The organism is Kribbella sp. NBC_01245 (genome assembly GCF_036226525.1).
In the GTDB taxonomy this organism is placed as follows: Bacteria; Actinomycetota; Actinomycetes; order Propionibacteriales; family Kribbellaceae; genus Kribbella.
In genome coordinates, this window is sequence record NZ_CP108487.1 from 396,352 (window position 1) to 416,524 (window position 20,173).

Sequence of the window (20,173 nt, forward strand, 5' to 3'; positions counted from 1 at the left end):
GGGGTCCTGCGCGCATAGTCCAGAGCGCTCCTCGCGCGCCCTAGGATGCCGGTCATGCGATGGCGGGTAGTGGCCGGAATGGTCTTGGCGGTAATCGGTTTGGGCGTGGTGTCGCCCGCCTGGGCGTGCGGCTGCGGCGGGTACATGCCGGAGGCCGGATCGGGGTCGGCCGCCGAGCGAGCCCGGGTGTACGGCGAGCGCGCGCTGGTGCGGTTCGAGAACGGCCGCGAGGAGATCACGCTCGCGATGGCTGTCCGGGGTACGTCGAAGAAGGCCGCCTGGATCATGCCGGTGCCGTCCGAGGCGAGGGTCCAGCTGGGTGATCCCGACCTGTTCGGCGACCTGGCGATGGCGACGCGGCCGCGCACGGTTTATCGCACTACCTACTGGCCGTTTCGCGGTTTCTTGAAGGAGTTGCAGGGCCGAGGTGATGGTGCGGGCGCTGCGCCGACCGCGGGCAGTGTCGACGTTCGCCAGCAGATGCGGCTCGGCCCGTTCGAGGTCGCGCGACTCGGAGCGACCGACCCGGCTGCGGTGACGGCCTGGCTCGACACCAACGGGTACGTCGTACCTTCCGGGCTGGCGGCGAACCTTGCGCCGTACGTGAAGGAGAAGTGGGAGATCGTCGCGGTTCGGTTGGCGCCTGAGGACGGAAGCCAGGGCCTATCCGGCGAGACGCCGCCGCTGCGGTTGAGCTTCGCGTCGGACCGAATCGTCTACCCGATGCGGCTGAGCAAAGGCGCGACCACTCCCCAAACCGTCACCGTGTACGTCGCGTCCGGGCATCGCGTCGAGCCGACCGTACTGCCGGATCCCGACGTACAACCCGAGCTGGTCTACGCCGGCCGGACCGAGGTCGCCGGCACGTCGTCATACCTAACGGCCTTCTCCGTGCGCTACGCCCAGCCCGAGCGCATCACCAACGACTTCACCTTCGCGCAGGCACCAACGGACGACGAGTTCCGCCAGACCGTCACGATCACCAAGAACAACCCCCTATGGACCACCCTCGCCGTCCTGGCCCTCCCACCCTCACTCGGCGCCCTAGCCATCGCCCTCGCCATCCGCCGCCGACGACGCCAACCACAGCTGAGCTGACACCTCTCCCTCCTCCCGCGAGTGGTCGCGTCTGAACATCCCCGCGAGTGGACGCGTCTGACCTGACCACGCGGCGCGGCCAAAATCAGCTCCCTCTTCCTGAGCGGACTGGACGTTTTAAGGCCCTCAAAACGTCCAGTCTGCTCAGGAAGCTGCCAGATCCGGTGGTGGTTCGAGGCGTGGCCAGCGCGAGGAGGTAGCCGGGTCCTCGGTACGCCAGAGGATCGGTTCACCGCCTCGGCGGACGCCCCTCGCGAACGCCTGCCACATCCGGCGTACAAGCTCGGCCGGCTCGTTGACGGCGTCTTCCCAGCCGAAGCGAACAAGCTCGGCGCCCCGCGCGGCAAGGCGCTGCTCTCGATGGAAGGCCGCCCGATGCAGACGACGCCGCTCGGCCGCACTGGCCGCTTCGAATTTGGCCAGGCCGTCGGCCTCTGCATGGGTCCGGAATTGGGGCCACCAGAAGTCGGTGCGCTCCGGCATCCACTGGTGACCATCCCAGAAGCGCGCCTGCAGAACGGGTGGCGGGATACCTGCCTCTGCGAAGACCGCCCGCGCAATCGACTCAAGGGCGGACTCTGCCCGCGGATCGCCTAGACCGATGGCCGCCTTTGCCCGCCTCACCCCAGGCCAACCGCGCTGGCGATCGAGAACCTCGTCGAGCTCTGCGCGGGTGACCATGACGTCCAGCGCGTGATCGATCACCACCAGCGCCTCTCTCAGCGGTAGCTGCCTCGCGAGGTCGACAACAGTCCGGGCCGGCGTGGTCATCGGCATTCCGTCCAGGCAGACCAGCGGGTCTTCGATCGCCGCGACGCGATGCTGGCGGACATCGAGCGGATCGATGCGGAGTTGCCGGAGTACGACGTCCGGTCCACCATCCGCACGGCCAATGCCCACTGGCCTGGTCAGCCATACCCGGCGTTCGGACTTGGGAGTTGCGGTCCACGTGCGAAGGCCGCTCAGGTGGGCCGCGCTGAAGTGACTGAAGACCGATCCGGGATGAGCGGACTGAGCACACAGCATCCGCGCCGCCTCCGATTCGAACGCGCCGCTGACGTACCGGTCACCAAAATGATGAAGGCCGCCGTTACGGGCCAGCCGCTTGATGTCGCTGTCGGAGAGGCCGAGCCGATGCAGGTCTCGACGACGCAGCGGACGGTTCATCGCGATCACGAGCCGCCGCCTGGTCGTCTGATCGAGCCGGTGCACGCGCCGATCCTGCCCCGCCCAGCACTCCACCGCACCCCACCCGCTGCTCACCTGTGGATAACCCATCTTCCTGAGCGGACTGGACGTCTTAAGGCCCTGAAAACGTCCAGTCCGCTCGGGAAGATGGCGCTAGCGCGAGCTGTGCAGCGGCCGGGCATTAGGCTCTCGGTTCATGCTTGAGGACTGGCTCGTGGCTATTGGTGCTGCCGTGGTTTGCGGGGGCGCTGCGTATTTTCTCGGGCCGTGGTTGTTCAAGCGCATCCCTGAGCCCGAGTTGGACGAGGGCGATACCAAGCTCGCGTACCGGGCATTGGCCACACGTCGTACGGCGGTCTGGTGTGGGATCACGGGGGTCGTTAGTGGGGGAGTGCTCGGGGCCAGCCTCGGGTGGTCCGCGCCGTTGGCCGCTTGGCTCGCATTGGCCGTCTCCGGATCTGTGCTCGGCTATGTCGATCTGCGGACGCGGTTCCTGCCTTCGGCCATCATCTGGCCCACGTACGTCGTGGTCGCGCTCTTGCTGCTCGCGGCCTCCGCAGGCTCGGGCGATTGGAGTGCGTTCGTCAGAGCGGTTGTAGCGGCAGTCGTCGGGTTCGTCGTCTTCTACCTGTTGTGGTGGGTCTATCCCGCCGGAATCGGCTTCGGCGACGTACGCCTGTCCGGACTACTTAGTGGCGCCCTCGGCTGGCTCGGCTGGAGCCACGCGATCGTCGGCGTGTACGGCGGCTTCGTGCTCGGCGCGATTCTCGGGGTCGCGCTGACGGTCACGAAGGTCTTCGACCGCAAAGCCTTCGCGTTCGGCCCGTTCATGCTCGCCGGCGCCCTAGCCGGCGTCGTCTTCGGCGGCCCGCTGGCCCGCGTCTACTTGGGCTGACTCTCCAGGGTGGTCGCCGCCCAGCTGGCCAGGAGGTCGAGTGCGTCCTGCGACGGCGAGCCTGGTTCGGCGGTGTAGGCGACGAGGTTCTGACCGGGATCGGCCGGCAGTGGCATGGACTCGAAGGCCAGGTCGAGATCACCGACCACCGGGTGGTGGATCAGCTTGAGGCCGTGGGTGTGGATCCGGACATTGTGGGCGGCCCACCGAACGCTGAATTCCTCGCTGCGGGTGGATAGCTCGCCGATCAGGTCCGACAGTTGCCGGTCGTACGGATCTCGGCCGACCTCGGCGCGCAGGATGGCGACGATGTCATTGGCGACGCTGTCCCATTCGCGGTAGAACTCGGTGGCCTTCGGGTCTAGGAAGGCGAACCGCGCGTTGTTGGCCGAGGTGTGGAACAGCGCGCTCCCGAGGGCGTTCGCGGCCAGGATGTCGAGTCGGCCGTTGAGCACCAGGGCCGGTGTCCCGGTCATCGAGTCGAGGATGCGTTGCACCGTGGGGCGGACCCGCTGGCGGCTGGGCCGGCGGCGCGGCGGGCGACGCGTGCTGCCGACGGCGCGGAGCAGGTCGAGCAAGTGCATGCGCTCGGCCTCGTCGAGTTGGAGCGCGTGCGCGATCCCCTCGATGACGCCTTCGGACAGGCCGGTGGCGTTGCCGCGCTCGAGCCGGACGTAGTACTCGGTCGAAATGCCGGCCAGCAGAGCGACCTCTTCGCGACGCAGTCCCGCGACCCGACGGCGGGCGCCGCCGTAGATCGGCAGCCCAGCCTGCTCGGGGCTGATCCGGGCCCGCCGGGTGCTGAGGAACTCCCGGATCTCGATCCGGACGTCGTCACGGATGTCCCCGTTGGCTGCCATGTTTTCCACTGTAACGACGGATTCGCCAGGCTGGGGGTCACTCCCAGTACCCCTCTGACAGAGTCTCCCGCCGGTCCGCGCCGACTGGTCTGCTGGGCATTGCCACCGCTGAACGACGCGGTGTTCACAGCAACCAGAGGGACGTGCACTCGCATGGCAGACAAGAAGGTTTGGTTCATTACCGGCGCCGGTCGCGGCCTGGGCGTCGATATCGTGAAAGCCGCGCTGGCCGTCGGTGACGCCGTGGTCGCCACCGGGCGCAACGTCGAGCGGGTTGGTGCCGCGCTCGGATCACACGACGAGCTCCTCGTCGTCCAGCTCGACGTCACCAACCCGGCCGACGCCGAGGCCGCCACCCGTGCCGCAGTCGACCGGTTCGGCCGGATCGACGTACTGGTGAACAACGCGGCCAATTTTCATGCCGGCTTCTTCGAGGAGGTCAGCCCGGCGGAGTTCCGGGCGCAGCTCGAGTCCACCTTCTTCGGCCCGGTGAACGTCACCCGCGCGGTGCTGCCCGTCCTGCGCGCCCAACGCGCCGGTCTGGTCGTGACGATCTCGTCGACCGCGGGCCTCACGGGCGGGGAGTTCTATAGCGGGTATGCCGCCGCCAAGTTCGGCGTGGAGGGCTGGATGGAGTCGCTGCGGCCCGAGGTCGCGCCGTTCGGCATCCACACGATGCTCGTCGAGCCGGGCTTCTTCCGTACCGAGTTGCTGTCGCCGGAGTCCACGAAGTACGCCGAGTCGACGATTGACGACTACGCCGAGCGGACGAAGCAGACCATTGCCGGTTGGCAGAGCATGGACGGCCAGCAGGGCGGCGATCCCGCCAAGCTCGCCGCCGCCCTGATCCAGGTCGCGGGCCAGGACGAACCGCCGCTGCGCTTCGCCGCCGGCGCCGACGCCATCGCGACCTTCGAGCAAAAGGCCCAGCAACTCCTCGACCAGGCCAACGCCTACCGCCCCCTATCCACCAACCTCGCCTTCGATGCCTGAGATGACGACGTCAAAACTGACCGGAACCGTTGCTCTCGTCACCGGTGCGAGCAGCGGCATCGGCGCCGCCACTGCCCGCCTCCTCGCCGAATACGGCGCCGCCGTTGCACTCGTCGCCCGCCGCAAGGATCGACTGGAAGAGCTTGCCGCCGACATCGAGAAGGCCGGCGGCACCGCCCTCGTGGCGGCAGCCGACATCACCGACCGCGCCCAGGCCGAGGCGGCCGTTCAACAAGCCGTTGAACGATTCGGCCGGCTGGACACACTCGTCAACAACGCGGGCCTGATGCTGCTGGGCCCAGTCGTCGGCGCGGATGTCGAGGAGTGGGAGCGGATGCTCGCCATCAACGTCAACGGACTGCTCTACACCACCCGCGCCGCGCTCCCGCACCTGCTGAAAGCCGCCGAGGATGGTCCACGACGGGTCGCCGACATCGTCAACATCAGCTCGATCGCCGGCCGCGTCGCCTGGAACGGGTACGGCGTCTACAACCTGACCAAGTTCGGCGTGAACGGGTTCACCGAGTCGCTGCGCCAAGAGGTCACCCAGCGGCACGTGCGCGTCGGCGTACTCGAGCCCGGCGGAGTGGACACCGAACTGGGCTCGCACAACAAGCCCGAGGTTCGCAACGAGATGATCGATCCGTTCTACGAGCAGACCGAAGTCCTTGCTCCGCAGGACATTGCCGACGGCGTCGCCTACATGGTCACTCGGCCCCGCCACGCTGCCGTCGCAGAGCTATGGATCATGCCCACCGACCAGTCATGAGCCGGGATAGCGCTCCACCCACTCCGGGGTGTGGTTGGGGGCGGTGAACTCGAGGACGAGGTCGTCGGCGAGTTGGCAGATGGCGGCGCGGCCTTCGACGGTTGCGGCCAGGTCGGGCGGGAGGGCGGACTCGCCGTGGAGGGCGCCGAGGATGTTGCCGCAGATCGCGCCGGTCGAGTCGCTGTCGCCGGAATGCGTGACCGCGAGGGCCAGCGCGTCGAGGACTTCGTCGGGCCCGGGATGGGCGAGGGCGGCGTACAGGCCGATCGCCAGCGCCTCCTCGGCCACCCAGCCGCCGCCGAGCTGCTCGATCGCCTGGGCGGGCGCTTCCCGGGCGGCGATGATGGCGCGGCTGGTCTCGTCGTGGCCGGGGTATTCGGCCAGCAGGCCAAGCGTCCAGTCGACCGCCTTGGTGAGGTCGGCGCCTTCGACCAGCGCGCGGATCAGTACGGCCAGCGCGCCCGAGGCCAGCTTGCCGGTCGGATGGCCGTGCGTGAATCCGGCTGCCTCGGCCGCGGCGTCGAACGTCCAGCGCGGGTCGGCCTGGCCCGGCGGCAGCAGTCCGATCGGCGCGACCCGCATGACGCCGCCGCAGCCCTTCGAGTCGTTGACCGCCTGCTGACCGAGCTGGTGATTGCGGCGCGCCTCGGTCAACGCGCCGAGGCAGGTATTACCCGGCGCGCGCCGGGCGTACAGCCACTCCTCGGCCTGCAACCAGCCGTCACGAAGGCCGCCGGGAAACGGCAACAGTTGCGTATCGAGCCACCGGTCGTAAGCGTTGTGCAGCACCGAAAGAGTGAAACCGAGCCCGCGATCGGTCCGAACGCCCGCCCGGATCATGCCCTCGGCGGTGAACAAGGTCATCTGCGTGTCGTCCGTGATCGTGCCCGGCGGCCAGCCAGGTCCACCGGATACGAACGTGCGCACCCCGTCCGGATGATCGGCCAGGATCTTCGCGAGGGGGTCGAACTCGACCGGGCCACCAAGCGCGTCACCAATCGCACCGCCGAGCAGACACCCCCGGACCTTTGCCCGGTACTCCTCGGCCGCAGCCCTTTCCATGACGTCCTTCCGTTTGACAGACCCGCACGATGGTAGCGCCGACGCGACCCTGGCTCGGGCTCGTGCACCAGGGTGCGGGGCGTACTGAGATCAGGAACGAGGTCCCGGTGCTACTACTGACGCAACCGGTGACCCGCGTACGACGTAAGCCAGTGCCCTGAAGATGCACAAGCGCCTCTCGGCTTCACGTTTTGTCACCCTCGAAGGCTCCCGGACGCATGGCGTGTTCGGCGATCCGGAGGCCGGCTGCGCGAACGCCGTCGTGCTGAAGTACCTAGCCGACGGCAAGCTCCCTACCCCCAACATCACTTGCCAGAAGAGCTAGTCAGACGAGCCCGTAGGTGGACGGGGTGCGGGGAGTCCGGCGCAGCGTGAAAGAATCGGCCTCATGCTGCGCTGGCTCACCGCCGGCGAGTCGCACGGACAAGCGCTCGTCGCCGTACTCGAAGGTCTTCCCGCAGGCGTCCAGGTCACCACAGATGATGTGGCCGACGCCTTGGCCCGTCGTCGTCTCGGCTATGGCCGTGGCGCCCGGATGAAGTTCGAGCGGGACGAGGTGACGTTCATCGGCGGATTCCGGCATGGGCTGTCACTCGGCAGCCCGATCGCCATCCAGGTCGGTAACACCGAGTGGCCGAAGTGGGAGCAGGTGATGGCCGCGGATCCGGTGGACCCGGCGATCCTGGCCGATCTCGCCCGCAACGCGCCGCTGACCCGGCCGCGGCCCGGTCACGCCGACCTTGCGGGCATGCAGAAGTACGGCTTCGACGAGGCCCGGCCGGTGCTGGAGCGCGCGAGCGCCCGCGAGACCGCGGCCCGGGTGGCGCTCGGCGAGGTGGCGGCGCGATTCCTGAAGCAGGCGTACGGCATCACGATCGTCAGCCACGTGGTCGAGCTCGGCACGGTCAAGGCGCCGTACGGCTCGGTGCCCACGATCGAGGACGTCGCCCGGCTCGACGAGGATCCGGTGCGCTGCCTCGACGCCGACGCGAGCAAGGCGATGGTGGCCGAGATCGACGCCGCGCAGAAGGCCGGTGACACCCTTGGCGGTGTCGTCGAGGTGGTCGTGAACGGCCTGCCGCCGGGCCTTGGCAGCTACGTGCACTGGGATCGCCGGCTCGACGCGAAACTGGCCGGCGCGCTGATGGGCATCCAGGCGATCAAGGGTGTCGAGGTCGGCGACGGCTTCGACCTGGCCCGGACGCCGGGCTCGAAGGCGCACGACGAGATCGTCAATGTCGACGGCGTGGTCCGCCGGACCAGCGGCCGCTCGGGCGGTACCGAAGGCGGGATGAGCACGGGCGAGACCCTGCGTGTGCGCGCCGCGATGAAGCCGATCGCCACCGTGCCGCGCGCGCTGCGCACGATCGACACCGCCACCGGCAAGGCCACCGCGGCGCACCACCAGCGCTCCGACGTGTGCGCCGTCCCCGCCGCGGGCATCGTGGCCGAGGCGATGGTCGCCCTGGTCATCGCGGACGCCTCGGTGGAGAAGTTCGGCGGCGACTCGGTGACCGAGACCGCGCGCAACCACCAGTCGTACCTGGACAGCCTGCCGGCCACGATCGCCGCAATCCGATGAGCCCTGTCCCGATGAGCCCTGTCGTGGTGCTGGTCGGCCCGCCCGGCTCGGGCAAGTCGACCATCGCGGCTGCGCTCGCCAACCGCCTCGGCGTGGTCCATCGCGATACCGACGCGGCCGTCGAGAATGAGGCCGGCCGGTCGATCTCGGACATCTTCGTCGACTCCGGCGAGGCCCATTTCCGTAAGCTCGAGCGGTCCGCCGTGGCCGCCGCGCTGCAGCAGGACGGCGTACTGTCGCTCGGCGGTGGCGCGATTCTCGACCCGGAGACCCGGGCGGATCTGGCCGGCCATTTCGTGGTCTTCCTCGACGTGACGCTGGGGGAGGCGGCCAAGCGAGTCGGGCTTGGTACGTCCCGGCCGCTGCTGCTCGGCAACGTCCGGACCCAGATGAAGAACCTGATGGACGCTCGCCGCCCGTTGTACGAGGAGGTCGCCGCGCTGGTCGTCAGCACTGACGGCCGTACGCCGACGGACATCACCGACGAGATCCTGGAGAAGATGTCGTGAGCGACGCCCGCCGGATCACCGTCGACGCCAGCGCGCCGTACGACGTGGTCATCGGTCACAACCTGCTCGGCGAGTTGCCGGCGCTGCTCGGTGACGACGTCCAGCGCGTCGCGGTGATCCACCCGCGCGCGCTCCGGGCCAGCGGCGACGCGATCCGCGACGACCTCGTTTCGGCCGGTCTCACCGCGCACGCGATCGAGATCCCGGACGCCGAGGAGGCCAAGTCGGCCGAGGTCCTGGCCTATTGCTGGTCGGTGCTCGGGCAGGCCGGTTTCACCCGGTCCGACGCGATCGTCTCGATCGGCGGCGGTACGACGACCGACCTGGCCGGGTTCGTCGCGGCGACCTGGTTGCGTGGCGTGCGTGTTGTGCACATCCCGACCACGTTGCTGGGCATGGTCGACGCCGCGGTTGGTGGTAAGACCGGGATCAATACGGCCGAAGGTAAGAACCTGGTCGGCGCCTTCTGGGAGCCCGCTGGGGTGTTGTGCGATCTCGCGGCGCTCGAAACGCTGCCGAAGAACGACTACATCAGCGGTCTGGCCGAAGTGGTCAAGTGCGGGTTCATCGCCGACCCGGTCATTTTGGACTTGGTGGAGGCAGATCCGGCTGGTTCGACTTCGCCGGGTTATCAGCACACCGAGGAGCTGATCGCCAGGGCCATCCAGGTGAAGGCTGACTCGGTTGGTGCCGATCTACGCGAGCGGACGAGTTCTGTGAGCGGCAAAATCGGGCGGGAGGCGCTGAACTACGGGCATACGCTCGGGCACGCGATTGAGCGGGTTGAGCGGTTCAAGTGGCGTCACGGTGCAGCGATCAGTATTGGCATGGTCTTCGTCGCAGAGTTGGCCCGAGCCGCTGGACGCCTCGACGACGCTACTGCCGACCGCCACGTCACTGTGCTGGAGTCACTCGGTCTGCCGGTCCGCTACCGCGCTGACGCCTGGCCGCACTTGCAGGACGCTATGAAGCTCGACAAGAAGACTCGGGCCGACCGGCTCCGCTTCGTCATCCTGGACGCGCTTGCCAAGCCCACCATCCTCGAGGCGCCTGACCCGAGTCTGCTGGTCGCTGCTTACGCCGAGCTCACGTAGTTCCTTGGTGTAGATGACGTCGAGCCGGGAGACGGCTCGCGTCAATGCGACGTACAGGCGGTTGAGACCACGCGTCTCGGCTTGGACGATGTCGGCCGGTTCGACGACGATCACGTGGTCGTACTCGAGTCCTTTCACCAGGGATGCCGCGATCACTGTTACGCGGTTGTTGGTGATTTCGGCTAGCTCGTCGCTGATTTTGGTCAGGCTGGTGTCGGCGACGATTACGCCGATCGAGCCTTCGGTCTTTAATGCCTCCCTCGTTACCTGCAGTGTGCCGCCGCGGTTGAAGCGGACTTGGCCGTCGGAACGGAACGAACGCGTCGGCGGTACGTCTACATCCAGCAGCGGCAGCAATCGGTTGGCCAGGGCAACCACTTCGGCCGGTACGCGATAGCCCGTACTCAAGGCGACTATCTCCGCCTGAGGTTTACCGAGATGCGCTAGCTGTTCCTTCCAATCCCTAGTCGCCCAGGCCGTCGTACCTTGCGCTAGATCGCCCAGCACCGTGATCGAGCCCATCTCGCTCCGACGAGCTATAGCCCGGCACTCCATCGGCGAGAGGTCCTGCGCTTCGTCGACGATTACGTGGCCATAGCCGTCTGGGCGAGCCAGTAGACCCTCTAGCTCGTCCAGCAGTACGACGTCGGCCAAGGACCACCTCGCGCTCTTGAACGACCTCGGCGGCTTCTGCCAGGCCAGAGCCTCTTGCTCCTGAGTCGTCAGTACGCCGTCGGCCCTGCGGGCTATGGCATCCCGTGACGACAGGAGATCGGCCAGCACTTCTACGGCGGTTGCAGCGGGCCAAACGGCGTCTACGAACGGTAGGACGGCCCGCGACATCTTGCGCGTCCAGATCGCGTTGGCCGTTTGCCCGCGCGCTTCGGCCTGCCTACGCATTGCGGCGACTACGCGGGCGATTACGCGCTCACGGCCGACCAGGTACGCCGTACCCTCTCTGCGCGTGTCATCCACGATCCGCCGGAACTCGTCCTGGTAGACCCTCCACCGGTAGGAGCCGTCTTTGGCAACCACTGGTTCTTCCGGCTTGGTGACCAGCCCGTACAAGGCATTACGCAGTACGTCGGCCATGCGGGCGTCGTGCTTCACCACGGCGGTGCCGGGACTATCGACGGCCCTCGGCTCTCCGCGAGCCAGTAGGCGCTCAACCGTGGTCTGCTCGACGTCGACCTCGCCGAGTGTCGGTAGCACTGCGGAGATGTAGTGCAGGAATGCGCGGTTGGGGCCGAGCACTAGTACGCCGTTGCGCTTGAGGCGGTTCCGATGGGCATAGAGCAGGTACGCCGCGCGGTGGAGGCCGACGGCCGTCTTGCCGGTACCAGGTGCGCCTTGGACGCAGATCGACTCCTCGAGGCCGGCACGGACCAGTTCGTCCTGCTCGGGTTGGATGGTCGCCACGATGTCCCGCATCGGTCCGACCCGAGGGCGCTCGATCTCGGCCATCATCAGCCGGCTCACGCCTTCGGCTTCGGCTTGGTCCCTGGGTTGGTCTCCGGCTTGGTCATTGGCCAGGTCTCTGGCTAGGTGTTTGGCCTGATCCAGGCGCTCGTCCTCGAAGCCGGTCAACGTGCCGTCGGACCAGCCGTACCGGCGGCGGAGGCCGATGCCGAGCGGATCGCTCGCCGTGGCCCGGTAGAACGCCGTCGACACCGGGGCACGCCAGTCGATCACCAGGGGAGGGCGGCCGATCTCGTCGGAGATGTGCCGGCGGCCGAGGTAGTACTGCTGGCCGCGATGCTCCTTCAGCGGCGAATCCGCCGGGTACGCGATGGTGCCGAAGAACGGCGGGCTGTCCGGCTCATCCGCGAGCTCCCGCGCCAGGCTCTTCAGGTAATAGCCGAGCCGCTCGGCCGTATAGCGATCGCCCCAGGTCAGCTCGCCGGTCGCGATATTCGACCGCGCACCGTCGACCATGCGCCGCAAGGCCTCCCGGCAGCGGTTCGCGTACGCCGCCTCTGCGGTCAGGTCTCGCATCACGCTCCAAAAGGTTAACTCGGTTAAGACATTGACCAGGTTAACACTTTGCTAGGCTGAGCTGTGGCCGGATTGCGGGACTTGAAACGACAGCGCACGCGCGAGGCGATCTCGTCGGCGGCGATCACTCTTTTCCTCGAGCGTGGTTTTGCCGCGGTGTCGGTGGCGGACGTTGCCGCGGCGGCACAGGTGTCGAAGCCGACCCTCTTCAAGTACTTCCCGACCAAGCAGGACCTGGCCCTCGATCGGATCGCCGACCACGAGCGCGAGGCGGCCCGCGTCGTCCGCGAACGCGAATCGGGCGAGGATCCGATTCAGGCGTTGCGTCGGCATTTCCTGGCGAACCTGGAGAGTCGCGATCCGGTGACCGGGCTCAACGACCACCCCGTAGTGCTGGCGTACCACCGGCTCGTCTTCACCACGCCAGAACTCGCGAGCCGCGTGCTCGACCTCGTCGTACAGGATGAGGAAGCGCTCGCCGAGAGCCTTATCGAGACCTATGGCGAGTTGGCCGCCAACGTGCGGGCCGCACAAGTCGTCGCGACCCAGCGAGTGCTTGCCCGGCGCAATTGGCAGGCGCTGGCCGACGGTTCGACCGCCGCCGAGCGCTATCCGGTGGCTGTCACGGAGGCATCCGAAGGGTTCGACCTACTAGGCTGATGGCGTGACGGAACTGCGCAAGGTGCTAGTGCTGAACGGGCCGAATCTGGGCCGGCTGGGGTCGCGGGAGCCGGACGTGTACGGCGCGACGACGTTCGCCGACCTGGTCGCCGACTGCGAGAAGACCGGGGCCGAGCTCGGGCTGCAGGTCGAGGTGCGGCAGACGGACGACGAGGCCGAGCTGGTCGGCTGGTTGCACGAAGCGGCCGATGGCCGGGTGCCGGTGGTGCTCAATCCGGCGGCGTTCACGCACTACTCGTACGCCCTCCGGGACGCTTGCGCCCAGCGCACGGCCGCCCTGATCGAGGTGCACATCAGCAACCCGGCGGCCCGCGAGGAGTTCCGGCACAACAGCGTCGTCAGCGCGGTCGCCAACGGCACGATCGCCGGTTTCGGCCTCGACTCCTACCGCCTGGCCCTGCGCGCCATCACGACGCTGCCCTGACCTGCCGGGGGTTGCCGGCAGAAGGCCTTTAAGGCTTCCTGAAGGCTTGGCCGGAGGATTGTTGACGAGTCGATGTCTGAGACTCCGAACCGTCTACGCCACGCTCTTGGGGGAGTGAAAGTTTTGACGAATCACCGCATTCCGGTCTGGGTAAAAGCCCTAGACCCGCTATCCCAGTTCGGCCTCGTACACGCCCTACGCCAGCGCCCGGAGATCGCCCTACTCACCGACGCCGACCTGGCCCAGCTAACCCCACCGACCGCCCACACCCGCACGGCCACCGCCCCCAACGGCCACGCGGCCGCCGGTTCCAACGGTCACGCCATCCCGGGGGCTAACGGTCACGCTGTCGCCGGCTCCAACGGTCACGCGGTTGCCGCGCCCGCGGTCGCGGCACCTGCCGTGCACAGGCGGCCCCTCACTGGCCCGCCCGTGATCGGCCTGATCGCGGCCGACTCGCTCGACCCCGTCGCCATCCAGGTACTGCGCGCCGCCACCAAACGCGGTTGCCGCCGTACCGTCCTGATCGGTGGCACCATCGACGACGAGGCCCTGATGACCGCCGTCGAGCTCGGAGTCTCCGGCGTACTCCGCCGCTCCGACGCCACCGCCGACCGGATCGTGCACCTAGTGCGGTCAGCTGCCGCCGGCGACGGCAGCCTGCCCCCGGACCTACTCGGCCGGCTCCTCGGCCAGGTCTCCCGCATGCAACGCCACGTACTAGCACCGCGCGGCCTATCCCACACAGGCCTATCCGACCGCGAAACCCAAGTCCTCCGCCTAGTCGCCGACGGCAAGGACACCCAGGAGATCGCCCGCGAACTCTCCTACTCCGAACGCACCGTCAAAAACGTCCTCCACGACGTAACCAGCCGCCTCCACCTCCGCAACCGCTCCCACGCCGTCGCCTACGCCCTCCGCGAAGGCCTCATCTAGCCGACCCGCCCCATTCCGCCGCACACCACGGTCAGACCCAAAATGCGGCCCCGCCTGTGGACACCACTACGACGGTCGGACGCGAAATGCGGCCCGCCGGTGGGCACCCCCTGCGACGGCCCCTGCGACGGTCGGACCCAAAATGCGGCCCGTCTGCGAACACCGCCACGACGGTCGGACGCAGAATGCGGCTCGCCTGTGGATACCCCTGCGACGGTCGGACGCGGAATGCGGGGCGCCTGTGGATACCGAGCCCACGGCCCCTAGGCCCGAACCGCACACATGCGGGCGAATTTGTGCAAAACCCTCCCGCGAGGTGCCTCCTTGTGTCGCGCGTGTGCAAACACAACAAGGCACCTCGCGGGGGAGTTATCCCCAGATTGGCTTGGGCGTATGGCATTCCGCGTCCGACCGTGGCAGCGATATCCACAGGCGCCCCGCATTTTGGGTCCGACCGTCGCAGGGGTGTCCACAGGCGGGCCGCATTTCGCGTCCGACAGTGGCAGGGGAAACGCCGGTGTGGAACCGCCGGTGTGGAACCGCCGGTGTGGAAGCGCCCGAGCGGCAGCCCGCCTGCGGTTCGTAGGACCAACTCAGCGGCGTAGGACCCGCTTAGCGGCGTTGGTGCCAGTCGATTCGGGCGAGGTTGGGGAGGCCGGCCATCGGGTCTGGGTTCACGATGCCGACGTCGATCCGGGTCGTGCCGGGGCTCGGCGTCAGCCCGCCACCACCCATTTGGTCGGCGGGGGCATCGAGGAGTTTGCCGGCCTTGTCGCGTACTTGGGTCTCGACCTGGACCTTGTCGCCCTTGCGGAACACCGTCGACTTGTCCCAGGTCTCCAGGTAGACGTACCCGTCGACCGCATCCCCGACGTACCAAGGCCCGGCCTTGCCGTTCACGAGGATGCGCTGGCGCATGGTCGCGACCCGCTCGTCGACCCGGTACCAGCTGTACATGGCGAAGAAGGACGGTTTCGCATCCAGCGAGACGTGCCCCGTCTGGGACATCCCCTCGGTCGGCGCGGCCGGGTGGGTCCGGTCGGGCGGGTTGAGCCTGATCTTGTGTGCGGCGGCGGCAGCCGGATCACCACCGACGACCGCGGCCTCGAACTGCGGTTGGCCCGCGATGAACCGCCCGACGCAGCCGTAGATCAGGCCGCTCCGAGCGTCGGTGACGGTGAGGGTGAGCCTGGTCGGGTACTTGCCCGAGCCACGCGATCGCAGCGGATGGGCGATGTCGCCGACGATGCCGTTCGGGACCACCTGCCGAAGACAACCGGCCGCGGCCGCCGCGCGTTCGCTCGCCTTGAGCCGTCCGACGGTGAGGGAAATGCTCTCCTCAGCAGGCGCGACGGCCGTCCGGGAAGTAACAGCCGTCTGGGAAGTAGAGGCCACTGGCGGTTGATCGGGCAACAGCTCAGCGGCACCACCACGCGAGGCCACGAACAACCCGCCCGCGACGACTGCCACCGAAGCGGCCGCCGCGACCGGGATCAGCCAGGTACGACGTACCGGGTGGTTGCCGTCGGCAAGTACTTGGTCGAGCACGGCCTGCGGTTGCGGGAGCCGTCGTTCGGCCGGAGGCTTGAGCGTCATTCCGATACCTCCAGGGCGGGATTACCGAGATCGAGACGGGTGGCGAGGGCACGGCGGGCGCGGGCCAGCCGGGATTTGACCGTGCCTTCGGGGATGCCGAGCGCGCGAGCCGCCTCGGCCATCGAGCACTCCGACCAGACGACGAGTTCGACCACCTCGCGTTGTGCGGCCGGGATCTCGTCCAGGACTTCGCGGATCCGGGCCATCGCGCGTTCGTCGTCGAGTCGGGACGCCGCGGCGGCGGCAGGGTCGGGCTCGTCGGCGCCACGGTCGAGCGCGGTGATGCGGTCCACCAGCGCCAGGTGGCGACGGCTGGACCGAAGCAGGTTGCTGCACTCGTGCCCGGCCATCACCAGCAGCAGCGGCCGGGCGGATTCGAGCGTGAGTACGTCGATCCGGCCGCTTCGGGCCCGTCGCCAGAGCGAGGTGAAGGTGGCCTGGACCGCGTCCTCCGCGGCGGACCACGACGACAACCGCCGGAACGCGAAGTTATAGACGGCATCGCTGTGCCGACGGAAGAGCGCGGTGAGGGCCTGCTCGTCGGCCTCCCGTAATCGCGCCCACAGATGCTGGTCAGGGGCGCCGATATCGCGATCCGACCGGGACACGGCCACCCCCAGCGTCGCTGCTCGTGTGCTCATATCCGGAAGAGTCCGGCCGAGCGACGCCGGTTCCGCGGCAGCGGGTGGTCAGTCCAGATCGATCTCGGAGTCGAACACCGAGTTGTCCTCGTCGGCCCGCCCGGCCGAGGCTGAGGCCGATCGGGGCTGGCCGGCTTCGCGGACCGTACGCCAGAGCTCGTCCATATCGGTACGGTCGTCCGCCTCGGGCTTGTCCGTCCAGCCGCTGGCCCAGCCCTCGTCCTCGCCGAGGTCGAACGTCGACGTGGCGAACGCCGCCGACCCGATATCCCGCGTCTCCGGATCGACGTCACGCTCGTCCGCCGTACGGCGCTGTGCCGGGGCAGCGCCATCCAGACCGGCGGGCGCTGTCAGACCGGCGGGCGCGTCCAGACCGGCGGGCGCGTCCAGGCCGGCGAGCGAGCGGGCGTAGCGCTGCGCCTCGATGATGCCGAGATCCGCCTCGTCGCAGAGCAGCCGGACCGCGCCGACCTCGTGGCCCGCGTCCATCAGCTTGCGCACCCGGCTGTCGAGATCCTGCTGGCTCGACGGCACCCGGTTGATCGGCTGCCGCCCCGGATCCGTCTGGAACGGCATCTGCACGCCAGGCTGCCAGTGCTGCCCGCCCACCGGCCCGCCCTGGTATTGAGGCCCGCCCTGGAACTGCACCGGACCGCCTTGGTACTGCTGAGGAGCTCCGTACTGCTGCGGCCCGGGCGTAGGAAAGCCCCCAGGCGTGGGAAAGGTATACGGCTGAATCGGCGCGATCGGCGCCGGCTGCATGGCGGGCGGCATCGGCTGCGGCGCCGCCCAGGTCTGCAACCGCTGGGCGCCGTTCTGCACCCGGGCCCACGGTGCCGCCGCGGCCGGCTTCTTCTTCATCGCCTTCGCCACATTGCCGAAGAGCACGATGATGACCACCACGATGGCGAAGAGGATCTCGAACATGGCGCCTCCCGGCGTCCGGCGTACCGCTGTCAGTTCCGCATCGTAGGCCGCTACCAGTCCGCGACCGGTCAACTACCCGCCCGCGAGCGGCGGACCGATAGCACGGAATCGGCTGAGAGGGGTCCTGACCGCTACAATCCGGTGTACCGCTGACGACTTTCACTGCGTCATCGACCTGATCGACATCGAAGGGCTTCCCGCGTGGCAACGACGAACGACCTCAAGAACGGCATGGTGCTCAACCTGGATGGGCAGCTGTGGTCCGTCGTCTGGTTCCAGCACCACAAGCCGGGCAAGGGCGGTGCGGTGATGCGCACCAAGCTGAAGAACGTGCTGTCCGGCAAGGTCGTCGACAAGACGTTCAACGCCGACGTCAAGGTCGACGTGGCGAACGTCGACAAGCGCGACATGACGTACCTGTACAACGATGGCGAGTCCTACGTCTTCATGGACGCCGGGACGTATGAGCAGCTCACCATCACCCCCGAGGTGGTCGGCGAGGCCTCGCACTTCCTGCTGGAGAACCAGGAGGCGATCGTCGCGGTGCACGAGGAGCTCCCGCTGTACGTCGAGCTGCCGGCCTCGGTCGAGCTCACCGTGGAGTACACCGAGCCCGGTCTGCAGGGCGACCGCTCCACCGGCGGCACCAAGCCCGCCAAGCTGGAGACCGGCTACACCATCCAGGTGCCGCTGTTCCTGACCACCGGCGAGAAGGTCAAGGTGGACACCCGGACCGGGGACTACCTCGGCCGCGTCACCTCCTGATCACCTGACTCGCGAGAGAGCCGCTAACCAAAGATGTCTGCCCGGAGTAAGGCCCGCAAGCGCGCCCTCGACGTCCTGTACGAGTCGGAGGTGCGTGGCCTTGCCGTTGGCGGCACGCTGGCCGAGCGGCTCGAGGACAACGACCCACCGGTGGCGGAGTTCACCGTTTCCCTGGTCGAAGGGGTGTCGACGCACATCACGGCGATCGACGACCTGCTGAGCACTCACTCGGTCGGCTGGACGCTGGACCGGATGCCCGCCGTCGACCGCAACATCTTGCGGATCGGCGTCTACGAGCTGCTGTACGACGAGCAGGTGCCGGACGTCGTCGCGGTCAGCGAAGCGGTGGCCATGGCCAGGGATCTGTCCACGGACGAATCCCCGGCCTTCGTCAACGGGTTGCTGGCCCGTCTCCTTCAGCTCAAACCCACCCTCGGCGTCTGACGCCTGCTCGCTTCAGGCTGGGTTTCGAGACTTTGAGCGAGATGGATCCGGTCGCGGCACGTCGCGCGAAGCGGCAGCGCCAGGCGGGACAACCGGCCGTGCTGGTCGGCGCGATCATCGGCGCGGTGGCGCAGGCGGTCTGTGCCTTCGTGCTCGGCCGGGGCATCGGCGCGTTGGTCGAAGTGCTGAGGCATACGTTCACCGATAGCGTCTTCGACGAGCGGGTGCCGTATCCGACCTACTGGGGGCCCGCGACGATCGGCATCCTGCTGGTTGTCGGCGGTATCGGGATGGTCGTGGCGGCCGGGGTGACCTGGTCCTTGGTCGATCGCTACCGCGGGGGAGAGAAGCGGCCGGCCCTGCTGGCGCCGCTCGGGGTCAGCGCGGTCGCGGCCGGCGTCGTGGTGGACTCGCGAAGCTGGATCAAGCCGCTGGAGGTTGGGACAAAGGTCGATACAGCGTTCCACACCGACGAGTCGTGGAGCGTGTTCGGCTGGATCGCCTACTACGCGGATATCTGGTTCCCGGCGCTTCTGGTGGTCATCGCCGTGCTCTTCGTCGTCTTCGGGATCAAGCACAACCGACGGTTGAAGCAGCAGATCGCCGACCGGACCCGGCTCTTGACCGAAGGCCGCCGGGTCGAGGGTGAGATCACCGAGGTCACCATCCGGACCAGCCAGAACGACCAAGGCCAGCGCACGATCGTCGGCGCCGACATCGTGGTGAAGTTCGCCGACGCCCACGGGACCGATCGCTGGGTGACCCGCCGGAGCAACGACCGATCCGCGATGCCCGGCACCGGCTACGCCGAAGTACTTTTCGACCCGATGCGTGCGAGCGAAGAAGACCTGATCTTCGTCGCCTTCCATCGCGATCCGGCTCCGGGCGACTGGATCGGCACTGCCGGCTGATCCAGGGCCGCTTGGCCCACCCTCGGCGTCTGACCACCACTACGCCCAGGGTGGGCAATCCCACTCTCCTCAAAGCCCTCTTGAGAGCTGCACTACGGTCGCCGCGATCTCCTCAGAATGCGGCGAGTACTGCTCAAGCGCCGGCGGTCTCCTCGACCTCGACGTCACCCTTCGCCTCGGGGTTGAGAACACCCCAGGAGATGAAGCGCTCGGTCAGAGTGGTCGGAGACTCGTCGTAGATGACGGCGAGCGTGCGCATGTCGTCCTGACGGATCGACAGCACCTTGCCGTTGTAGTCACCACGCTGCGCCTGAATGGTCGCCGCATACCGCGTGAGCGGTCCGGCCTCCGACGCGTCGAGGTGCTGAAGGGCCTCCAGGTCGAGGATCAGCCTCGGCGGAGCGGCCGCTGCCGCCGCCGCACTCGCGGAACCTGGGAGTAGCTCACGGATCGGCACGCCATAGAAATCGGCGAGCTCGGCGAGCTTCTGGACGGTGACGGCTCGGTCGCCACGCTCATACGAGCCGACCACAACCGCCTTCCAGCGACCCTTGGACTTCTCTTCCACGCCATGCAAGGACAGGCCCTGCTGCTGGCGGATGGCGCGTAACTTGCCGCCAAGTGTCTTCGCGTATTCGCTAGGCACGCTGGTCATTCCCTCCGATGTCAGATCCCAATGCGGATCCCGTTGCGGTGAACCCCCCACGGTTACACAGAGTAACAATATTCCGGCTCAGAGGCCAGCGTCAAGACGGCGTGTCACTTCCGATACCATGTCAAGCGTCCGAACATCCTTTAAAGAC

21 protein-coding genes and 1 pseudogene are annotated in these 20,173 nt (G+C 67.9%); 14 read left to right on the plus strand and 8 right to left on the minus strand.

The features are described from left to right. Nucleotides 1-54: 54 nt before the first annotated feature. A complete protein-coding gene (locus tag OG394_RS01780) occupies nt 55-1,098 on the plus strand; it encodes a DUF2330 domain-containing protein (RefSeq protein ID WP_328992983.1) in 1,044 nt (347 codons plus the stop codon). Nucleotides 1,099-1,242: 144 nt separating this feature from the next. On the opposite strand, the gene OG394_RS01785 is transcribed toward OG394_RS01780, so the two are convergent. Beyond that, a complete protein-coding gene (locus tag OG394_RS01785; protein WP_328992984.1) occupies nt 1,243-2,310 on the minus strand; it encodes a hypothetical protein in 1,068 nt (355 codons plus the stop codon). Between the two features lie 172 nt (nt 2,311-2,482). Here OG394_RS01785 and OG394_RS01790 point away from each other — a divergent pair, with 172 nt between their 5' ends. Continuing rightward, nucleotides 2,483-3,181: an A24 family peptidase gene (locus tag OG394_RS01790; RefSeq protein WP_328992986.1), complete on the plus strand. Its 699-nt coding sequence runs from the start codon at nt 2,483-2,485 to the stop codon at nt 3,179-3,181. Here the strand turns inward: OG394_RS01790 and OG394_RS01795 are convergent. Continuing rightward, a complete protein-coding gene (locus OG394_RS01795) occupies nt 3,169-4,041 on the minus strand; it encodes a helix-turn-helix transcriptional regulator (RefSeq protein ID WP_328992987.1) in 873 nt (290 codons plus the stop codon). The genes OG394_RS01790 and OG394_RS01795 overlap by 13 nt on opposite strands. Nucleotides 4,042-4,194: 153 nt before the next feature. On the opposite strand from OG394_RS01795, the gene OG394_RS01800 reads away from it, so the two are divergent. Further along, on the plus strand, nt 4,195-5,034 hold the full coding sequence (locus OG394_RS01800; RefSeq protein ID WP_328992988.1) for an SDR family oxidoreductase: 840 nt from the start codon (nt 4,195-4,197) through the stop codon (nt 5,032-5,034). Between the two features lies 1 nt (nt 5,035). Beyond that, nucleotides 5,036-5,803, plus strand: coding sequence for an SDR family NAD(P)-dependent oxidoreductase (locus OG394_RS01805; RefSeq protein WP_328992989.1), 768 nt, complete (start codon nt 5,036-5,038; stop codon nt 5,801-5,803). On the opposite strand, the gene OG394_RS01810 is transcribed toward OG394_RS01805, so the two are convergent. Further along, a complete protein-coding gene (locus OG394_RS01810; RefSeq protein WP_328992990.1) occupies nt 5,798-6,865 on the minus strand; it encodes an ADP-ribosylglycohydrolase family protein in 1,068 nt (355 codons plus the stop codon). The genes OG394_RS01805 and OG394_RS01810 overlap by 6 nt on opposite strands. A 163-nt stretch (nt 6,866-7,028) precedes the next feature. On the opposite strand from OG394_RS01810, the gene OG394_RS01815 reads away from it, so the two are divergent. The 4 genes from OG394_RS01815 (at nt 7,029) to aroB (ending at nt 10,050) form a co-directional block, all read left to right on the plus strand. Beyond that, on the plus strand, nt 7,029-7,190 hold the full coding sequence (locus tag OG394_RS01815) for an alpha/beta hydrolase (RefSeq protein ID WP_328992991.1): 162 nt from the start codon (nt 7,029-7,031) through the stop codon (nt 7,188-7,190). 63 nt (nt 7,191-7,253) lie between these two features. Beyond that, nucleotides 7,254-8,447 carry a chorismate synthase gene (aroC, locus tag OG394_RS01820; RefSeq protein WP_328992992.1) on the plus strand — a complete coding sequence of 398 codons (1,194 nt, stop codon included), beginning with the start codon at nt 7,254-7,256 and terminating at the stop codon, nt 8,445-8,447. 11 nt (nt 8,448-8,458) lie between these two features. Then, nucleotides 8,459-8,956: a shikimate kinase gene (locus OG394_RS01825; RefSeq protein WP_328992993.1), complete on the plus strand. Its 498-nt coding sequence runs from the start codon at nt 8,459-8,461 to the stop codon at nt 8,954-8,956. After that, on the plus strand, nt 8,953-10,050 hold the full coding sequence (gene aroB, locus OG394_RS01830) for a 3-dehydroquinate synthase (RefSeq protein ID WP_328992994.1): 1,098 nt from the start codon (nt 8,953-8,955) through the stop codon (nt 10,048-10,050). Before OG394_RS01825 ends, aroB begins: the two co-directional genes overlap by 4 nt. A 15-nt stretch (nt 10,051-10,065) precedes the next feature. Here aroB and OG394_RS01835 read toward each other — a convergent pair. Next, a pseudogene (locus OG394_RS01835) lies at nt 10,066-12,045 on the minus strand (HelD family protein); the annotation flags it as partial. 81 nt (nt 12,046-12,126) lie between these two features. On the opposite strand from OG394_RS01835, the gene OG394_RS01840 reads away from it, so the two are divergent. From OG394_RS01840 to OG394_RS01850, 3 genes are all read left to right on the plus strand, one after another. After that, a complete protein-coding gene (locus tag OG394_RS01840) occupies nt 12,127-12,705 on the plus strand; it encodes a TetR/AcrR family transcriptional regulator (protein ID WP_328992995.1) in 579 nt (192 codons plus the stop codon). A gap of 4 nt (nt 12,706-12,709) precedes the next feature. Continuing rightward, the gene (gene aroQ / locus OG394_RS01845) at nt 12,710-13,150 is read left to right on the plus strand and encodes a type II 3-dehydroquinate dehydratase (protein ID WP_328992996.1); all 441 of its coding nucleotides are present in this window, start codon (nt 12,710-12,712) and stop codon (nt 13,148-13,150) included. A gap of 123 nt (nt 13,151-13,273) precedes the next feature. Beyond that, nucleotides 13,274-14,086 carry a response regulator transcription factor gene (locus OG394_RS01850; RefSeq protein ID WP_328992997.1) on the plus strand — a complete coding sequence of 271 codons (813 nt, stop codon included), beginning with the start codon at nt 13,274-13,276 and terminating at the stop codon, nt 14,084-14,086. A 612-nt stretch (nt 14,087-14,698) separates the two neighbouring features. Here OG394_RS01850 and OG394_RS01855 read toward each other — a convergent pair. From OG394_RS01855 to OG394_RS01865, 3 genes are read right to left on the minus strand one after another with little or no spacing between them, the layout of a single operon-like run. Then, complete coding sequence (locus OG394_RS01855; RefSeq protein ID WP_328992998.1) at nt 14,699-15,682, minus strand: hypothetical protein; 984 nt, start codon at nt 15,680-15,682, stop codon at nt 14,699-14,701. Continuing rightward, complete coding sequence (locus tag OG394_RS01860; protein WP_328992999.1) at nt 15,679-16,323, minus strand: RNA polymerase sigma factor; 645 nt, start codon at nt 16,321-16,323, stop codon at nt 15,679-15,681. Before OG394_RS01860 ends, OG394_RS01855 begins: the two co-directional genes overlap by 4 nt. Nucleotides 16,324-16,371: 48 nt before the next feature. Beyond that, nucleotides 16,372-17,250 carry a hypothetical protein gene (locus OG394_RS01865; RefSeq protein ID WP_328993000.1) on the minus strand — a complete coding sequence of 293 codons (879 nt, stop codon included), beginning with the start codon at nt 17,248-17,250 and terminating at the stop codon, nt 16,372-16,374. 201 nt (nt 17,251-17,451) lie between these two features. On the opposite strand from OG394_RS01865, the gene efp reads away from it, so the two are divergent. The 3 genes from efp to OG394_RS01880 are packed head-to-tail and all read left to right on the plus strand — an operon-like array spanning nt 17,452 to nt 19,370. Then, a complete protein-coding gene (gene efp, locus OG394_RS01870) occupies nt 17,452-18,015 on the plus strand; it encodes an elongation factor P (protein ID WP_328993001.1) in 564 nt (187 codons plus the stop codon). A 33-nt stretch (nt 18,016-18,048) separates the two neighbouring features. Beyond that, nucleotides 18,049-18,459 (plus strand): transcription antitermination factor NusB, encoded by a 411-nt coding sequence (nusB, locus tag OG394_RS01875; RefSeq protein ID WP_328993002.1) that lies wholly within the window; start codon nt 18,049-18,051, stop codon nt 18,457-18,459. 41 nt (nt 18,460-18,500) lie between these two features. Then, nucleotides 18,501-19,370, plus strand: coding sequence for a hypothetical protein (locus OG394_RS01880; protein ID WP_328993003.1), 870 nt, complete (start codon nt 18,501-18,503; stop codon nt 19,368-19,370). Between the two features lie 133 nt (nt 19,371-19,503). Here OG394_RS01880 and bldD read toward each other — a convergent pair whose 3' ends face one another. Next, nucleotides 19,504-20,025 (minus strand): transcriptional regulator BldD, encoded by a 522-nt coding sequence (gene bldD, locus OG394_RS01885; protein ID WP_442914266.1) that lies wholly within the window; start codon nt 20,023-20,025, stop codon nt 19,504-19,506. Nucleotides 20,026-20,173 lie beyond the last annotated feature (148 nt).